An 18,579-nucleotide genomic window follows, 5' to 3' on the forward strand; every position below is an offset into this window, starting at 1 on the left:
GATAGGAAAAAGTCCTATTAGTATAAGTTGTTCTTATATTAATAGGACTTATTTTATTGTCAATTGCCTATTGAAGTGTGGCGTAGGTACTTTGCTTTAATTTTACCACATAAGAAACTTTTAATTTTACCATCATAATATGAATTATACTAATATATTTAGGAGCAAAAATGGATATAGGAGATATTGTGGTAAGAAAGTCTTATGATAAAGATGTTACATTTAAAATAATAGATATTAGAAATGAAAATGGGAAAAATGTATTTATTTTAAAGGGAATAAGTATAAGAATTATAGCTGACTCTTCAGAAGAAGACTTAGAAGAAGTTAATGATAAATTCATGGCTTCACAAGATAAAATTTTAAATACAAGAGTAAATGATGCAATAAAAAAAGCATTATCTGTAAGAACTGATTTTAGGGAAAAAGCAAATAAAGCACCAAAGATAAAACCTGATAATGAATTGATGTTTGGTAGACCAGGAAAAATACTACATGTAGATGGTGATAGCGATTATATGGAGACTTGTTTGAAAGTATACAAGCAGTTATCACTAGATGCAGTTGGAAGGTGTGTTCCTGAGAGTAAACAACCTGGTATTATAGTTGATTTGGTAAGAGAAATAAAACCAGATATAGTAGTTCTAACAGGTCATGATGGAGTATTAAAAGACTCCAGAAATTATTTGGATTTAAATAATTATAGAAATTCTAAATATTACTTAGAATCTATTAAAGCATTAAGGGATTACAATTCTAGTTATGATGAATTGGTTATATTTGCAGGAGCATGTCAAAGTTGTTATGAATGTATGCTTGATGCAGGAGCTAATTTTGCCTCATCTCCAAGTAGAGTTTTAATTCATTGCTTAGATCCGGTTTTTGTTTGTGAAAAAATAGCCTATACAAGAATAGATGAAGTAGTTTCTATTAAAGATGTTATAGAGAATACAATAACAGGTATAAAGGGGATAGGAGGACTACAAACAAGAGGTAAATATAGAGAAGGTTATCCTAAATCACCATTCGTTTAGAAATAATTTATAAAAAATGAATAAAATAAGACCTAAACCTGAATAATAAGACCAAGAAGAGAAAATTTAAATGTAGAATTCAATATATTTACATTGACAAAACCTATAGATAAATGATAAAATATAAATTTTACTTGACAAAAACCTCTTTTCAGTGTATAATTTTGAATTAGAAAGAGGGTGTTTAAATGGAAACAATAAAAACAATTTCCTCAATAAAAAAAGACATAGAAAAGCATGTAGGTGATAAAGTAACCTTAAGAGCTAATGGAGGAAGAAAAAAGATTCTAGTTAATGATGGAGTAATTGACAGCGTATATGATAGCATATTTGTAATAAAACTAAAGACTGACACCCCAAGGACTGTGACATATAGTTACTCAGATGTATTAACAAAGACTGTACAATTGGTATTTCCGCAATCAATATAAACTTCGATTTAATCGAAGTTTTTTTCATTTAAAATTACAGAATTTTTGAACTGTGATGCATTATAGAAAAAGCATTTTTCATATAAAAAAGGTAATAAATTTATTTAAAGGCATAAAAAAAGAAAGATGGTGGGTTTCCATCTTTCAACTATGGTATAAAAGGGTATTGAGAATTTATGAGAGGTTATATGGTCAATAACCAATTACAATAATACGACAAAATATAATATATGTCAACATATTTATCGATAAAAATCACAAAAAAATTTTTTACGACAAATAATTTAAAAATTCTGAAATTAATTGGTAAATATAATTTAGAAAAAAGTATATTATTTATTCATAAAATCGTAGTAATGATTATATAAATAATAGTAGAAATTCTATAGGAGGGATATGTTATGTCACAAATAGATGCAATAAAAGAAAGTATAGGTTTTGAACAACTAATAAAAGAGAGTAATTCAGATTGTGTTTTAAAAGAAGAATATTTAATTCCAGATACTCATCCAGATGTTCAAGAAATATTAACTGTTGAAGCTAGACCTGTAATAGTTAGTAAGGAATTTGTTGGTGATAAAATTGCTTTAGAAGGAATGGTTGAATATACAGTTTTGTATTTAGCTAGAGAAGAGGGGATGGTTGTAAACTCTGTTAGCTATACAGAAAAATTTAGTAGCAATATTGATTTGAACCAAGAAGAACATAAAATCGTTTGTGAATTAGAATGTAAAGTGGAACATATTGAAGCTACTATAATGAATGAAAGAAAAATATCTATCCAAGGTGTTTTTGAAATATATTGGGAGATGTATAAGAGTAGTGAATTTGAATTTGTTAAAGATATAGAAGGAACAGATGATATAGAAATTTTAAAAAAGACTGAAAAAATTAATAGAATTAGTGCAAATGAAGAAGTTGAATTAGTTGGAAAATCTAATATTAGAGTGGGAATGGACAAACCTCAAATAAGTAAAATCTTAAAATGTTCATTATTACTTCATAAAAAAGAAATAAAAATATTGGAAGATAAAGTATATCTAAGTTGCTATTGTAAATTAAACATTCTTTATAAAGGCGATGAATCTAAAGAAATAATATCTATTGAAGATGATGTTTATTTATCAAAAGAAGAGGAAGTAAAAGGCGTTAATTCAGATATGATGTATTCTGTGTCATATAATATTCAAAATAATGATTTGATGCTAGAAGAAGACGACTTAGGAGAAGTAAGAATAATAAATAATGAATTTATAGTGAAAGCAAATATAAAGGTATTTTCAAAAGAAAATGTTGATGTAATAAAAGATGCATATTGTCCTAATTTTCCAATAGAATTGAAAAAAGAAGAGTATGAATTAGGTGCTATACAAGGGACAAATAGTTCAGAAATTATTATTAAGGATAATATAGCATTAAATGAGAATAATTTAATACCAGAGCAAATAATCTGTTCTAATGGAACATTGTTAATATCTGACAAACAAGTTGAAAATGATAAGATTATTGTAGAAGGTGTTCTAAAAGTTGATGTGTTGTATAAAACAAGTGACCAAGATAAGTATTTAGCTAATGTAAAAGCAGATATACCATTTAATTCAATAATAGACATTCAAGGTGCTAAAAAAGGAATGAAGGCAATAATAAAATGCAATCTTGAGAGTTTAGAAGCAACTATAGAAGCAAATACAATAGCAATAAAGGCTTCTGCAATGTTGTATGCTAAGATATGCTATGAAGTTAAAAAACAATTTATATGTGATGTTATAGAGCAAGAAGGGGAAGTTCCAGAGAAAAAATCTAGTGTCACTATATATGTTGTAGGTGAAGATGATACTTTATGGGATCTTGCTAAAAAGTATAATACTACAGTAGACGATTTAATAAAAATAAATGATATAGAAGATCAAGATGATATCGAATGTGGTAAAAAACTTATAATTCCTGGAAGAGCTATATTCTAAAAATAATATTCATATTATAATATAAAGTTTATGGGATAGAAGTAAATAAAATTAAACTTATGTTTATCAATATATTGAAATATAAACAATATATTGAAATGTAGATTGAAATAATAGAAAAAGGCTTCATTATTGTGCATAATGGAGCCTTTTTCTTTTTTTTTGAATAATTATTTTTTTGATGGAAACAATATCTAATGCACATGATATGAGGTGATAAAGTTTGAATGAAAATTTAAATGGAAATCTGATAATAATTGGAGGAGGAGAAGACAAAGAAGGGAAGAAAGAAATTTTAAAAAGAGTATGTGCTTCAATAGATAAAGATAAGGATGTTTTATTAATTGCAACCATTGCTACAGAATTTCCTAAAGAAGCAGCGATTAAATATAAAAAAGCTTTTGGAGAATTAAAAGTTAAAAATATAAGAGTATTAGATATTAGTGAAAGAATGGATTCTTTTAATGAGGAAAATGTAGAACTTATTAAAAATTCATCTTTAATATTTTTTACAGGTGGAGATCAATTAAGGATAACCAGCTTAATTGGAGGAAGTCCTATATATTCAGCTTTAAAAGAAGCCTTTAAAAAAGGAATATTTATTGTGGGAACATCAGCTGGAGCATCAGTTATGAGCGATACAATGATAGTTGAAGGATCAGATGAACAATCTCCAAGGAAATGTACTTTAAAAATGGCTCCCGGTCTAGGACTTATAAAGGATGTTATAATTGACCAACATTTTGCTCAAAGAGGAAGAATTGGTAGATTATTAACTGGTATAGCAGAAAATCCAGAAGTATTAGGTATAGGAATAGATGAAAATACAGCAATAATAGTTAATCAAGAAGGAAAAATAGAAGTAATAGGTGAAGGTGCTGTATATTTTATTGATGGAAGTGAAATCACATATACAAATGTCTCAGAACTTTATGGAGAAGACATTTTAAGCATGTATAATGTTAAATTACATATTTTAACTAATAGTAAAAAATTTGATCTTATAAAAAAGTTACCTTTTGAGGAGGATAAGTTAAGTAATGAAAGTAGTACAGGAAAGGATATATGAAGGAAAAAACATATATTCTCATAAAAAATGCATAAGAATAGATGTAGATTTACAGGGATATTGTGAAACTCCAAGTAAAGATATACCTAATTTTAATTTTAATTTGTTAAAGCTTGTACCAGAATTGCATACACATAGATGTGGTATAGATGAAGATGGTGGGTTTGTTACAAGACTTAAAGAAGGCACTTACTTAGCACATATATGTGAACATATAACAATTGCATTACAAAATAGATTAGGAATAGAAGTAGCTTATGGAAAAGCTAGAGAAATACAAGGAGATAGATATTATATAATTTTTCAATATGAATATGCTAAAACAGCTATGGAATGCCTTAGATTATCTGTTGATTTAATAAATGCTCTTATAATTCAATCTCCGATAAATTTTGAAGAGAGAATAAATTCAATAAAAGAAATATTAAATTCAGAGGAAATAGGGCCTAGTACAAATGCTATTTGCAAAGCTGCAAAACAATATAATATGCCTATAACTCAGTTAGGCAATAGTGGTTTTTATCAAATTGGATATGGAAAAAAAGGAAAAGTAATAGAAGCTGCTATATCTGAAAAAACAACCTGTGTTGCAGTAGATATTTCTTGTGATAAGCTTTTAACAAAACAATTACTAGAAAATCAAAATATACCAGTAGCATTAGGTGGAAAAGTTTATAATATAATTGATTTATTAAAATGTGCTGAAAAAATTGGATACCCGGTAGTTCTAAAGCCTCAATATGGTAGTAAAGGAAATGGAATATATTTAAACATAAAAAATGAAAATGAATTAATTAAATCATATAATAATTTGAAAAATAAGTTCAAAGATATATTAATTGAAAAATATGTTAAAGGAAATGATTATAGAGTTTGTGTAGTTGATTATAAAGTTGTGGCAGTATCATTAAGAATACCACCTTTTGTAATAGGAAATGGAAAGGACACTTTAAAAGAACTTATAGAAAATATTAATAAAGATCCTTTAAGAGGTGAGGATCATGAAAAACCTTTAACTAAAATAAAAATAGATGATCAATTAATTTCATATATAAATAAAAATAATGTATCACTTAGCTATATACCTAAAGATAATGAAAGAGTATTTTTAAGAGAAAATGCTAATATTTCTACAGGGGGCATAGCTATTGATTGTACAGATGATATATGTGAAGAAAATATAAATCATTGTATAAATGCAGCCAAAGCATTGGGTCTAGATATATGTGGAATAGATTTATGTGTAGATAATATATCTTGTGATATAGCTAAAAGTAATGGTGTTATTATGGAGGTTAATGCAGCACCAGGAATAAGAATGCATCATTTTCCGTCTAAAGGAATTGAAAGGAATGTTGGTAAAGCAATAATTAATATGATGTATGGTGAAGATCCTAAGAATATACCAATAGTATCTGTAACAGGAACAAATGGTAAAACAACAACTACTAGATTAATAAACCATGTATTAAGTCAAATGGGATATAGTGTAGGAATGACATCTACTGAAGGAATATATGTTAATAATAGATGTATCCATAAAGGTGATGATTCAGGGTTTAACAGTGCAAAAACAATATTATTAAATAGGGATGTTGATATAGCTGTATTAGAAACCGCAAGAGGCGGATTAATTAGAAAAGGATTAGCTTATGATATTGCAGATATTTCTGTGATAACTAATATAACTAATGATCACTTAGGTTTAGATGGTATTAATTCTATGGAAGAGTTAAGCTTTGTTAAATCATTAGTTGGAGAAGCAGTAAAAGAAGATGGATTCACTATATTAAATGCTGATGATGAATGGAGCAAAACTATAATTAATAGAATTAAAGCCAATAAAATATTTTTCTCAAAGTATGCTGATAATGAATTAATACAAAAAAATATAAGTTATGGTGGAATATCTGTCTTTATAGAAAATGATAATATAGTTGTAGTAAATAATCATAAAAGATATTTAATATGTTCTATAAATGACGTACCGCTTTCTTATAATGGTTTATTAAAATATAATTTAGAAAATATAATGGCTGCATGTGGAGCTTTAGTAGGCCTTAATGTAGATTATTGTATGATTTCAAAAGGTATAATGAACTTTGATTTAAATAGTAATAATGGAAGATTTAATATTTATGAAATAGAAGATAGAAAAATAATATTAGATTATGGTCACAATATAGAAGGATATAAAGCGGTACTATCATCTTTATCTAAAATCAAAGGAGATAAAGATTTAATTGGGGTAATAGGAATTCCTGGTGATAGATGTGATGATATAGCTATAGAAATAGGCGAAATATGTTCTGAAATTTTAGATAAAATAATAATAAAAGAAGATAAAGATAGAAGAGGAAGAAGTGAAGGAGAAATTGCTTCACTAATAAAAAATGGTGTGTTAAGGAAAAATAGAAATGCTAAAATACATGTATGTTTAGATGAAACAAAAGCTTTAGAAAAGGCATTAATGATAAGTAAAAAAGGCGATACAATAGTAGTGTTTTTTGAAGATTTAGAATCAATTGTAAAATATATAAATAATAAAAATTCCAATAATTCCTTGGATTTAAAGTTATCTAATTTATAAAAGAAATATTTTATTCTTAATTAGACAGGATTTTTTCCCTATGTTAGAATGTTACTAAGGCATTTGAAAGAACATAAGTATTCAGAAATTTTAGTTTGATATTTTTTTATTTTACTTAAATAACTGAATAGAAATTATTTTCTTTAAAGTGCCTAAAGTACTTAGAAGGGGCAAAGAAAAATGAATATTAAGGCTTATGCAAAAATAAATATTTCCTTAGATGTAATTGGCAAGAGAGAAGATGGGTATCATTTATTAAAAATGATAATGCAAAACATAGATTTATATGATATAGTTCAAGTTGAAAAGATTCCGAGTGGAATAAGCCTGAAATGTAATAAGTCTTATGTGCCTACAGATGAAAGAAATTTAGCATATAAAGCGGCTAATTTATTTAAAGAAACTTATAATATAAAAAGTGGGATTTGTATAAATATAGAAAAAAATATACCTGTTTCAGCAGGATTGGCAGGTGGAAGTACTGATGCAGCTGCGGTTTTGAAAATTATGAATAAAATGTTTAATATAAATGCATCTCAGCAGGAATTAATGAATTTAGGATTAAATTTGGGTGCAGATGTACCGTATTGTATTTGTGGTGGTACTGCATTATGTGAAGGAATTGGAGAAAAAGTTACTAAATTAAAACCATTTAGAAATAAAATTTTAGTTGTGGTAAAACCTCCATTTGGAGTATCAACTAAAGAGGTTTATAAGGCTTTTGATTTATCAAAGGTTATTTTTCACCCTAAAACAAATGAATTAATATCAAATATTAAAAAAAATAATATTGATTTTATAGCAAATAATATGAAAAATTTACTTGAAAATGTTACTTTAGGTAGATATAAGATTATCTCTACAATAAAAGAGGAAATCAATACATGTGGAGCTTTAGGAAGCATGATGAGTGGAAGTGGTCCAACTGTATTTGGTTTCTTTGATGACATGTTAAAAGCCCAAAAGTGTTATGAAAAGATGAAAGAAAAATATGTAGATGTATTTATAACTAGAACAATTTAAAAATAAATTGAATAAAAATCCCTATATTTGGAAAATATTTCAAGTATAGGAGTGTGAAATTATGAAAAGAGTATTAAGTTGCTTAGTGATTATAATTATTTTTTCTACATTAATTGTAGGATGTACAAGTTCTAATAAGGTAAATAATAATGGTTCTGAAGAGTTAAATTATGAAGAAGTAAAGAATTCTTTAATAAGATTTCATGTTATAGCAAACAGTGATACAAATGAAGATCAAAGTTTAAAATTAAAAGTTAGAGATGAGGTTATAAATTACTTATACCCTTATTTAAATAAATCTGATTCTCTTGAAGAGTCTAGAGAAATAATAAAAAATAATGTTGAAGAAGTAAGATCAATTGCAAAAAAAGTAATTAAAGAAAATAATTATGCTTATGATGTAAATATTGAATTATCTAGAGAAAATTTTCCGGAAAAATCTTATGGAAATATAGTATTGCCACAAGGAAATTATGAAGCTTTTAGAATTATAATAGGAAGTGGACAAGGAAGAAATTGGTGGTGTGTTATGTTCCCACCATTATGTTTTGTAGATGAGTCAAAAGCAAAAATTGAATACGAAAAAACTCAAAATAAAATAAAAGAAGAAATTAACAAAAAGGATTCAAAAGATAATATAAAAATTAAATTTAAAGTAGTGGAAGTAATAGATAATTTATTCAAATATCAATAAACATTACTTTATAAATAGGAGGATTAATATATGGCAAAAGCATTAGCTATGATATCAGGAGGACTTGATAGCATATTAGCAGCAAAGTTAATAAAAGAACAAGGTATAGAAGTTATAGGGATTTGTTTTAAATCATATTTCTTTAATGAAGAAAATGCGAAGAGAATGACAGAGCAAATAGGTATAAAGCTAGAAGTTATAGATTTTTCAGAAGAGCATTTTGATTTGGTACGAAATCCTAAACATGGTTGGGGAAAAAATATGAACCCATGTATTGATTGTCACTCAATGATGATGAATTATTCAGGAAAGTTATTAGAAAAGTTTAATGCTGACTTCATAATTACAGGTGAAGTTTTAAATCAGCGCCCAATGTCTCAAAATAGACAAGCTCTGAATATAGTAAAGAAAGAATCTGGGTATTCAGATAAAATACTACGTCCTTTATGTGCTCAAAATTTAAATCCTACTCAAATGGAAATTGATGGTTTAGTAGATAGAGAAAAATTACTAAAAATATCTGGTAGAAGTAGAGCTATTCAAATGGAATTAGCTGAAAGTTGGGGTATAAAGGATTATCCATCACCAGCAGGTGGATGTAAATTAACAGAACCTAATTATTCTATTAGACTTAGAGAATTAGTAAATAGAAAATTTGATGTTACACAAAGAGAAATTAATCTTTTAAAATATGGAAGACATTTTGTTACTCCTAATAATGTTAAAATTATAGTTTCTAGAACAGCAGAGGAAGGGGAAGAGTTTAAGAAATTATTAATAAAAGAAGATTTAGTATTTCTTACATCTAAATTTAATGGTGCAATGGTTATAATTCCAGAAGGTAATAATCCAACGGAAGAAGATTTGACTTTGGCTTGTAGATTTGCAGTTAGATATAGTAAAGGAAAAGATGAAAAATCTGTAGAAGTTAAATATGGAAATGTATCTACTGAATTTAATAAATTTAAAAATGTAGATTCTGTTACTCAAAAAGAATTAGAAGATTATAATTTAAACAAATAATAATATAAAGTTATTTACATAATAGTATGATTGAATATCATATCATATTAAGAGGGAGACGAGTATGAAAAAGAAGGCTATTATAACGGTTAAAAGCAATGCTTCTATGGATGATAATAAGCTAATAGAAGTTATATCACCTGGCGAATTTTATATAGATGATAATGAATTTAGAGTTGAATATGATGAAACTGAGATATCAGGAATGGAAGGAACCAAAACAATAATTTTTATTAGAGATAATTCATTCATATTAGAAAGAAAAGGATCAACTACAACTAAGATGGACTTTAAAAAAAGAATGAAATCAACATCTTTATATAAAACACCATATGGAATTCTTAAATTGAATGTAGATACTAAAAATTTAGATATAGATGTGAATGAAAATGGTGGAACTATTGATGTTAAGTATTCTATGGGGATAGAAGGTCAAGTAGCTATGAATACTAATTTGGTAGTTGATATAAAGGTAAATGATAAATAAATATTAAATGTTTTTATAAAAAAAGATAATCTATACAAGGGTTATCTTTTTTATTTTTTATTGTTTTAAAATCTATATATTGAATTAATATGAAATTTATGGAAACAATTTAAATAAGGAGGTGATATTTGTGATAAGTAAAATGAAATATATAAATATACTTAATGGACTTTGTGAATACTACGGTATTGGAGAACAAGACTTAATAGAATTATTAAAAGAAAGAGAAAATAAATACTTATTATTATTGCTTTTGAAAAATTACAGTTGCTTAGAACAAGAAAATGCTAAAGAGATATTAAGAGTAAAATCCTCCCAAAGTGTTAATAATAATTTGAAGTCAGCTGAGGAAAAGTTATTGATTAATAGAGATTTTAGAAAAAAATATTTTGAAATTCAAGACAATATAGATAGAATAGAAAAAATATAAAAAAAAGTCTAGTCATGAATTTAATTGTGTGTTATTATAATATCTATGTTGTTGCAATGCAATTATTACAGCACAAATAACCCCATTATGTAATTAGTGGGGTAATTTCAATTATATCACTAATTAATTATATAATCAATAGGAAAAATGAAAAAATAATAAATTTCTCATAGGGAGGATAAATATGAGCACTAAATACGTTTTTGTTACAGGTGGAGTTGTATCTGCATTAGGTAAAGGAATAACAGCTGCATCATTAGGTAGATTATTAAAAAACAGAGGTCTAAATATATCAATTCAAAAATTTGATCCATATTTAAATGTAGACCCAGGAACAATGAGTCCTTACCAACATGGGGAAGTTTTCGTAACAGATGATGGAGCAGAAACAGACTTAGATTTAGGTCATTATGAAAGATTCGTTGATGAAAGTTTAACTCAAAATTCAAATGTTACAACTGGTAAGATATATAGTTCTGTTATAGAAAAAGAAAGAAGAGGAGAATACTTAGGTGGAACAGTTCAAGTTATTCCTCATATAACAAATGCTATAAAAGATAAAGTATATCAAGTAGCAAAAGAAAGAAACATAGATGTAGTAATTACAGAAATAGGCGGAACAGTTGGAGATATTGAATCCCAACCATTCTTGGAATCTATTAGACAAATAAAGAGTGAAGTAGGAGCCGAAAATGTTTGTTATATTCATGTTACATTAGTACCATACTTGGGAAAAGCTGGAGAATTAAAAACAAAACCTACTCAACATTCAGTAAAAGAATTGAGAACTATAGGTATACAACCTGATATTATAGTTTGCAGAACAGAAAAAGAACTTAGTGATGATATAAAAGCTAAAATAGGATTATTTTGTAATATAGATGGAAATTCAGTGATTCAAAACTTAGATGCGGATAATCTTTATGAAGTACCATTAATGTTACATGAAGAAGGATTAGATAATTTAGTTTGTGAAAAACTTCATTTAGGATGTAGAGACATAGACAATTATGAATGGACTAAAATGGTTGAAAAGATTAAAGGTCTTAAAGAAAAAATAGAAATTGCATTAGTTGGTAAATATGTAGAATTACATGATGCATACATATCAGTAGTTGAATCATTAAATCATGGTGGATATGCGAATAATACAAAAGTAGAAATTAGATGGGTTAATGCAGAAGAACTAGAACAAGGAGATGTAAGTGCAGTTTTAGGCGGTGTTGACGGAATATTAGTTCCAGGTGGATTTGGTGATAGAGGAATAGAAGGTAAAATATCAGCTATAAAATATGCTAGAGAAAATAATATACCTTTTCTTGGAATCTGTTTAGGAATGCAATGTGCTGTTATAGAATACGCTAGAAATGTGTTAGGATATGATGGAGCAAATAGTTCAGAAATAAATCCATGTACTAAATATCCAGTAATAGATCTTATGAATGATCAAAAAGATATTGAAAATCTTGGTGGAACTATGAGATTAGGTCAATATCCTTGTAAATTAGATATAGAAAGTAATTCATATAAAGTTTATAATTCTGAACTTATAAGTGAAAGACATAGACATAGATATGAATTTAATAATAAATTTAGACAACAAATATCTGAATCAGGAATGAAAATAGCTGGAACTAGTCCTGATGGAAGATTAGTTGAAATTGTTGAAGTTACAAATCACCCATGGTATGTAGCTGTACAATTTCATCCGGAATTAAAATCTAGACCTAATAAACCACATCCTTTATTTACAGGATTTATTGAAGCAGCTATAAAGCAAAGATAAGATAAAAAAGAGTTTTCTTTTNNAAAAGAAAACTCTTTTTTATGTTAAAATAATTATATATTTACTAATATCTTAAAAGTAATTATAATATTAGTAATACTTTAAATATATAAATGCGATATAAATATGTTTAATGCAATATTTATTTGGATATAATAAGTTATAAGAGAATTTAAAAGTGTTATTTTATACATATCTTGATTTAGAATCTTAAAAGAATTCCCTAAGCTGATGTTAATTGAAATATAAATAATAAAATTTTAAGTATGCATTTTTATTAATGAGAAATTTAAATTAGTTTATAAGAAGCTAATGAATAAAATTATTATGATTTTTATCGCAATAATTTATTTGTTAATTTAAAATTGGAGGTGCTGGCTTGACAAAGCAAGTATATGAAAGCATGACTTTAGTTGAATTAAAGGATGTTGCAAAAAAATTAGAAATAAAGAATATATCAAAATATAAAAAGAATGAACTGATAGATGAAATATTAAAAAAATCACCTAATACAGTAGAAAAAGAAGGTGTTATTTTAAGAGAAAAAATATCTTCAAAAGTAAGAAATGATAATAAGTTTATTAGTAATAATGTTACTAATAATAACACTACTTTTACTAATAATGCTTCAAATAATAGTAGTAATAATAGTAATTTTAATAATAATAGTAATAGTTTTAATAATAATACAGATAATAAGACTGGTATCAAAAGTAATGAGGAAAATCCAGCATTAAAACAAGAAAAATTAAATAACATGATAAGCGAATCTAACAGTGCTAAGGGGATTTTAGAGATACTAGAAAATAATAATTTTGGTTTTTTAAGATGTAAAAATTATTTAACTAGTAGTGAAGATATTTATGTTTCACCTTCTCAAATTAGAAGATTTAATTTAAGAACAGGTGATGAAGTACAAGGTAAAGTAAGAGAAGCAAAAGAAGGAGAAAAATTTAAAGCTCTTTTATTTGTTGAAAAGGTAAATGGTGAACATCCTGAAAAGGCAATAGGAAGAAAATATTTTGAAACATTAACACCAATTTACCCTAAAGAAAGATTAAGACTTGAGACTTCTGATGAAAAGGATTTATCATCAAGGCTTATGGATATAATCTGCCCTATAGGTAAAGGGCAAAGAGGAATTATAGTGGCCCCACCTAAAGCGGGAAAAACAACTTTATTAAAAAAAGTAGCACAAAATATATCTACAAATTATCCTGATATAAAGCTAATAGTTCTTCTTATCGATGAAAGACCGGAAGAAGTTACAGATATGAAGAGATCTATAAATGGAGAAGTAATATATTCAACATTTGATGAAGAGCCTCAAAATCATGCTAAAGTGTCAAGAATAGTATTAGAAAGAGCTAAAAGAATGGTTGAACAAGGTAAAGATGTTGTGATACTTATGGATAGTATAACTAGATTATCAAGAGCGTACAACCTAACTATAACACCAACAGGCAGAACTTTATCAGGTGGATTAGATCCAGGAGCATTAATAATGCCTAAAAAGTTCTTTGGAGCTGCAAGAAATATTGAAGAGGGTGGAAGTTTAACCATTTTAGCAACAGCTCTTGTAGATACAGGATCTAGAATGGATGATATGATATTTGAAGAATTCAAGGGAACAGGAAATATGGAAGTTCATCTTGATAGAAAATTACAAGAGAGAAGAATATTCCCTGCAATTGATATTTATAAATCAGGAACTAGAAAAGAAGATCTAATATTCTCTAAAGAAGAACAAGAAGTAGCATATACAATAAGAAAAGTTATGTATAGAGATGGAAACATAGAAGATGTAACAGAAAATCTTATAGGTATGTTATCTAAAACTGCAGATAATAAAGAGTTTATAAATGTATTTAAGAAAGTAGAGTTTGAAAAAAGAAAGCAGAATAACAGATAAAAAATAATGTATTAAGTAAAAAATAAGTAGAAGTTTTAAAATTCTACTTATTTTTTATTTGTTAAATTTTCAGCTATATTTACAATTTCATCTACACTATAGTTAGATGACTGTAGCATTAATTTATTTTTTAAATTTTGCAATTCTATAGGATTATCAATTAAATGATTTACAGTATTATTTAATTGAGTTAAATCTTTTACGTAAAGAGAGTAACCGGATTTAACTAAAAAATCTGTATTTTCCATCTCTTGACCAGGAATTGCAAAAGGAATTATTAAAGGAATATTTTTCACAATAGATTCAGTTACGGTTAATCCGCCAGGTTTTGAAATTATTATATCGCAATAATCCATTAATGTAGGAATATCTTTTGTAAATCCTAAAATATGTAGTTTTTTATTGTTATAAGAATTATTAGAACAATAATCATATAATGATTTTTCTAATTTTTTATTTTTTCCACAAACTACTGTTATTCTTAATTTATGAGGATTTTTTAATAATTCTTTTAAAACTAATGAAATTGTATTTAATCCAAGACTTCCGCTCATTAATAATAAATTAAAATATTCATCATTTAAATTTTTAAGAGAACTATTTTTATTATAAAAAATCTTCTTAATAGGAATACCAATAGGATATATTATATCTGGATTTATTCCTTTATTTATTAAAGAGTGTTTTGTGTAGTTGCTTCCAGTAATATAAGCATCTACAGAATCACTTATATAAGTATAGTGTGCCTTAAAATCTGTAACTATTAATATATAAGGAATATTCAATCCTTGTTTTTTAAATGCTGTTACTATATTTATAGATAATGCATGAGTAGCCACTATTATGTCTGGTTTAGTATCATTTATTAATTTAAATAACTTCTTTTTAGTAAAGAAAAAAACTATTTTTAATAATTTATTAGTAAATTTGGTGTCTGTTAACTTATAAAATAATCCATAAAAATATGGAAGCTTACAAGCTAGAATTTCATATCCTTTTACAATTAAATCACTTAAAAATTTACTACCTTTATATAAGAAATCATATTTAACAGTTTCATATCCAGAGCTTTTAAATGTTGCTGATATAGAATCAGCAGCTTGATTATGACCTTGCCCCGTAGAAGTTGTTAAAATTAAAACTTTTTTCATTAAATTCCACTCATTTCTACTAAATTACATACAAGTAGTTTATCATGTTTAACATAATTTTTAAATATTATTTTATAGAGCTTTTAATTATATATGCATAAAAAGAAAATGGGAAAGACTAAGTCTTTCCCTCAACGTTCTATTTAGTATCAAGATTGAATCTTTTGTTGAATTTTTCAACTCTACCGCCAACGTCAACGATCTTTTGCTTACCAGTGAAGAATGGGTGGCATTTAGAGCATATTTCAACTTTAAGTTCTTCTTTAACAGAACCAGTTGTAAAAGTGTTTCCACATGCACACTTAACCACTGCGTCTGTGTGGTATTCTGGATGTATGCCTTGTTTCATATTTTTCACCTCTTCCAATAAGTTAACTTATTATTACTATTATTAAATAGCTATTAAATTATATCATAGCGTAATATGACGGTCAATACAAATTTATGGTAGTAAAAAGCTCTTTTTTACATATGTATTAAATGTTATAATCGATTAAGATAATTAAAAGAAGAGGAGTATTTAAGCATGAGCAAATTATATTTTAGGTATGGAGCAATGAATTCTGGAAAATCTACTCATTTAATGCAAGTGGCGTATAATTATGAAGAACGGGGAATGAATGTAGTTATTATAAAGCCATCTGTTGATAATAAAGGTGGAGATAAAATAGTATCTAGACTTGGTGTGGAAAAAAAAGTAGATATTATGATTTCAGAAAAAGATAATATTTTTGATTTAGTATCAGAATATATAAATCAAAAATCAAAAATTGATTGTCTATTAGTTGACGAAGTACAATTTATGAAATCAAATCAAATAGATCAGTTATTTAAGATTGCTGTTACATTAGATATTCCTATTATATGTTATGGATTAAGAACGGATTTTAAAATGAATGGATTTGAAGGTAGTACAAGATTATTATTATTAGCACATAGCATTGAAGAAATGAAGACAATATGTGCGTGTGGAAAAAAAGCTATATTAAATGGTAGAAAAATTAATGATAAATTTGTATTTCAAGGACAACAAGTGGCAATAGATGAAGAAAATGATGTTCATTATGAATCTTTATGTGGTGAATGTTATTACAAATATAAAAAGATTAATTGAAAAATAAATGATAATTGGGGAGAAGAGATATGAAAAGATGCGATGTCGGAGGTCAAGCAGTTATTGAAGGTGTCATGATGAGAGGTACCAGAGGTTTAGCTACAGCTGTTAGAACTTCAAGAGGAAATATAGAAATAAAGATGGATAAAACAGAATCAATAACTAAAAAATATAAATTTTTAAATATTCCTTTTTTAAGAGGTTTTTTTGTATTAATTGATTCATTAAAAGTTGGAATGAATTCATTAAATTACTCTGCATCGTTTTTTGATGAAGATGAGGAACCTTCAAAATTTGAAAAATGGATTAATAAAAAATTAGGAGATAAATCAAATGATTTAATCATGGCTATGACTTTAATATTTTCATTTATGATATCTATAGCTCTTTTTGTATTATTGCCAACTAGTATAGCAGCTTTGTTTAAAAATTTTACTATATCTCATGTTTTGTTAAATTTTATAGAAGCTATTATTAGAATAATTATACTTATAGGCTATATGTTTATTATAAGTAAATTAGACGATATATATAGAGTTCTAGAATATCATGGAGCAGAGCATAAAACTATATTTTGTTATGAACATGAGGATAAGTTAACTGTGGAAAATGTTAAAAAGTGTAGTAGATTTCATCCTAGATGTGGAACAAATTTTTTATTTTTAATAATGTTTGTTAGTATAATTGTATTTTCTTTTACAGGATGGGGAAGTATCACCGAAAGATTAATATTAAGAATTGTATTAATACCTGTAATTACAGGGATTACTTATGAATTGATAAAATGGTTAGGAAAGAATAACAATTCTTTGGCAAAAGCAATTGCATGGCCAGGATTAAAATTACAATACTTAACTACAAAGGAACCAGATGATTATCAGATAGAAGTTGCAATTGCATCACTTAAAGCAGCGGAAGGTATTGAAGATGATGAATAATAAAAATATAGGTGAATTATTAAATGTAGGAACTGCTATTTTGAAGGACTGTGGAATTAGTACTTCAAGATTAGATGCAGAATTATTATTAGGTAAAGTATTAAATAAAGAAAAGATATATTTAATAACGCATAGAGAAGAAAAAATAGATGAAACAAATGAAAAAATATATATGGAACTTGTTAATAAGAGAAAAGAAAAAATGCCAGTTAAATATATATTAAATGAATGTGAATTTATGAATATGAATTTTTATGTAGAACCAGGAGTACTTATTCCAAGAGCAGATACAGAAATATTGGTTGAGGAAGTTTTAAAATATATAGATGAAAATAATAGCAAAAATATATGTGATTTATGCTGTGGTTCAGGTGCGATAGGAGTAGCTTTAGCTAATTTAAGAAAAGATATTAATGTAGATTTAATTGATTATTATGAAAGTCCAGAAAAAGTTACATTAATTAATATAGAAAAATTTAATGTTTCAGATAGAGCAAGTTTTATAAAGAGTGACCTACTGAATAAAAGCATAAATGAAGCAAAGATATATGATATTATAGTTTCTAATCCCCCATATATAGAAGAATGTGAAATAAATGATTTAATGGAAGATGTTAAAAATTATGAACCACACACAGCTTTGAGTGGTGGAAAAGATGGATTAGATTTTTATAAAAGAATAATAAATGAAAGTATAAGTGTTTTAAATAAAAGCGGAATATTAGCATTTGAAATAGGTTATAATCAAGGTACTGATGTAAAAGGATTAATGGAAGAAAAGAATTTTATTGAAGTAAAAATAATAAAAGATTTAGCAGGATTAGATAGAGTAGTACTAGGAAAATATTATAAATAACAACTTAAATGTAAAATTATTATAAATTTATTTTTATATAAGAGGGTATAATAAATTTAATTAACTAAAGAATACAT

At 26.3% G+C, this 18,579-nt stretch carries 15 protein-coding genes and 1 pseudogene; 14 read left to right on the top strand and 2 right to left on the bottom strand.

What is annotated here, in order from left to right:
* Positions 1-170: 170 nt before the first annotated feature.
* The 12 genes from yabG (at position 171) to rho (ending at position 14,443) form a co-directional block, all read left to right on the top strand.
* Complete coding sequence (gene yabG, locus NG918_RS02645; protein WP_252216273.1) at positions 171-1,034, top strand: sporulation peptidase YabG; 864 nt, start codon at positions 171-173, stop codon at positions 1,032-1,034.
* A 188-nt stretch (positions 1,035-1,222) separates the two neighbouring features.
* Positions 1,223-1,465 carry a Veg family protein gene (locus NG918_RS02650; RefSeq protein ID WP_003369318.1) on the top strand — a complete coding sequence of 81 codons (243 nt, stop codon included), beginning with the start codon at positions 1,223-1,225 and terminating at the stop codon, positions 1,463-1,465.
* A gap of 401 nt (positions 1,466-1,866) precedes the next feature.
* On the top strand, positions 1,867-3,429 hold the full coding sequence (locus tag NG918_RS02655) for a DUF3794 and LysM peptidoglycan-binding domain-containing protein (protein WP_252216276.1): 1,563 nt from the start codon (positions 1,867-1,869) through the stop codon (positions 3,427-3,429).
* Between the two features lie 223 nt (positions 3,430-3,652).
* Positions 3,653-4,498: a cyanophycinase gene (locus NG918_RS02660; protein WP_252216279.1), complete on the top strand. Its 846-nt coding sequence runs from the start codon at positions 3,653-3,655 to the stop codon at positions 4,496-4,498.
* The gene (gene cphA / locus NG918_RS02665) at positions 4,470-7,088 is read left to right on the top strand and encodes a cyanophycin synthetase (RefSeq protein ID WP_252216284.1); all 2,619 of its coding nucleotides are present in this window, start codon (positions 4,470-4,472) and stop codon (positions 7,086-7,088) included. Before NG918_RS02660 ends, cphA begins: the two co-directional genes overlap by 29 nt.
* A 180-nt stretch (positions 7,089-7,268) precedes the next feature.
* On the top strand, positions 7,269-8,111 hold the full coding sequence (gene ispE, locus NG918_RS02670; RefSeq protein WP_252216295.1) for a 4-(cytidine 5'-diphospho)-2-C-methyl-D-erythritol kinase: 843 nt from the start codon (positions 7,269-7,271) through the stop codon (positions 8,109-8,111).
* Positions 8,112-8,172: 61 nt separating this feature from the next.
* Positions 8,173-8,805: a stage II sporulation protein R gene (gene spoIIR, locus NG918_RS02675; protein ID WP_252216302.1), complete on the top strand. Its 633-nt coding sequence runs from the start codon at positions 8,173-8,175 to the stop codon at positions 8,803-8,805.
* 30 nt (positions 8,806-8,835) lie between these two features.
* Positions 8,836-9,828 carry a tRNA 4-thiouridine(8) synthase ThiI gene (locus tag NG918_RS02680; protein ID WP_252216310.1) on the top strand — a complete coding sequence of 331 codons (993 nt, stop codon included), beginning with the start codon at positions 8,836-8,838 and terminating at the stop codon, positions 9,826-9,828.
* Between the two features lie 64 nt (positions 9,829-9,892).
* Positions 9,893-10,315, top strand: coding sequence for a YwiB family protein (locus NG918_RS02685; RefSeq protein ID WP_252216311.1), 423 nt, complete (start codon positions 9,893-9,895; stop codon positions 10,313-10,315).
* Positions 10,316-10,445: 130 nt separating this feature from the next.
* A complete protein-coding gene (locus tag NG918_RS02690; protein WP_252216313.1) occupies positions 10,446-10,745 on the top strand; it encodes a hypothetical protein in 300 nt (99 codons plus the stop codon).
* A 184-nt stretch (positions 10,746-10,929) separates the two neighbouring features.
* Positions 10,930-12,531 (top strand): CTP synthase, encoded by a 1,602-nt coding sequence (gene pyrG, locus NG918_RS02695; RefSeq protein WP_252216314.1) that lies wholly within the window; start codon positions 10,930-10,932, stop codon positions 12,529-12,531.
* 379 nt (positions 12,532-12,910) lie between these two features.
* Complete coding sequence (gene rho / locus NG918_RS02700; protein ID WP_252216315.1) at positions 12,911-14,443, top strand: transcription termination factor Rho; 1,533 nt, start codon at positions 12,911-12,913, stop codon at positions 14,441-14,443.
* Between the two features lie 47 nt (positions 14,444-14,490).
* Here rho and NG918_RS02705 read toward each other — a convergent pair whose 3' ends face one another.
* The gene (locus tag NG918_RS02705; RefSeq protein WP_252216316.1) at positions 14,491-15,594 is read right to left on the bottom strand and encodes an MGDG synthase family glycosyltransferase; all 1,104 of its coding nucleotides are present in this window, start codon (positions 15,592-15,594) and stop codon (positions 14,491-14,493) included.
* A 139-nt stretch (positions 15,595-15,733) separates the two neighbouring features.
* Entirely contained in the window at positions 15,734-15,943 is a 210-nt protein-coding gene (gene rpmE / locus NG918_RS02710; protein WP_252216317.1) for a 50S ribosomal protein L31, read from the bottom strand.
* 177 nt (positions 15,944-16,120) lie between these two features.
* On the opposite strand from rpmE, the gene NG918_RS02715 reads away from it, so the two are divergent.
* On the top strand, positions 16,121-16,708 hold the full coding sequence (locus tag NG918_RS02715; RefSeq protein WP_252216319.1) for a thymidine kinase: 588 nt from the start codon (positions 16,121-16,123) through the stop codon (positions 16,706-16,708).
* 29 nt (positions 16,709-16,737) lie between these two features.
* Positions 16,738-18,502, top strand: a pseudogene (gene prmC / locus NG918_RS02720) (peptide chain release factor N(5)-glutamine methyltransferase).
* Positions 18,503-18,579 lie beyond the last annotated feature (77 nt).

This window comes from Clostridium sp. ZBS2, assembly GCF_023845855.1.
Lineage (GTDB): Bacteria > Bacillota > Clostridia > Clostridiales > Clostridiaceae > Clostridium > Clostridium aquiflavi.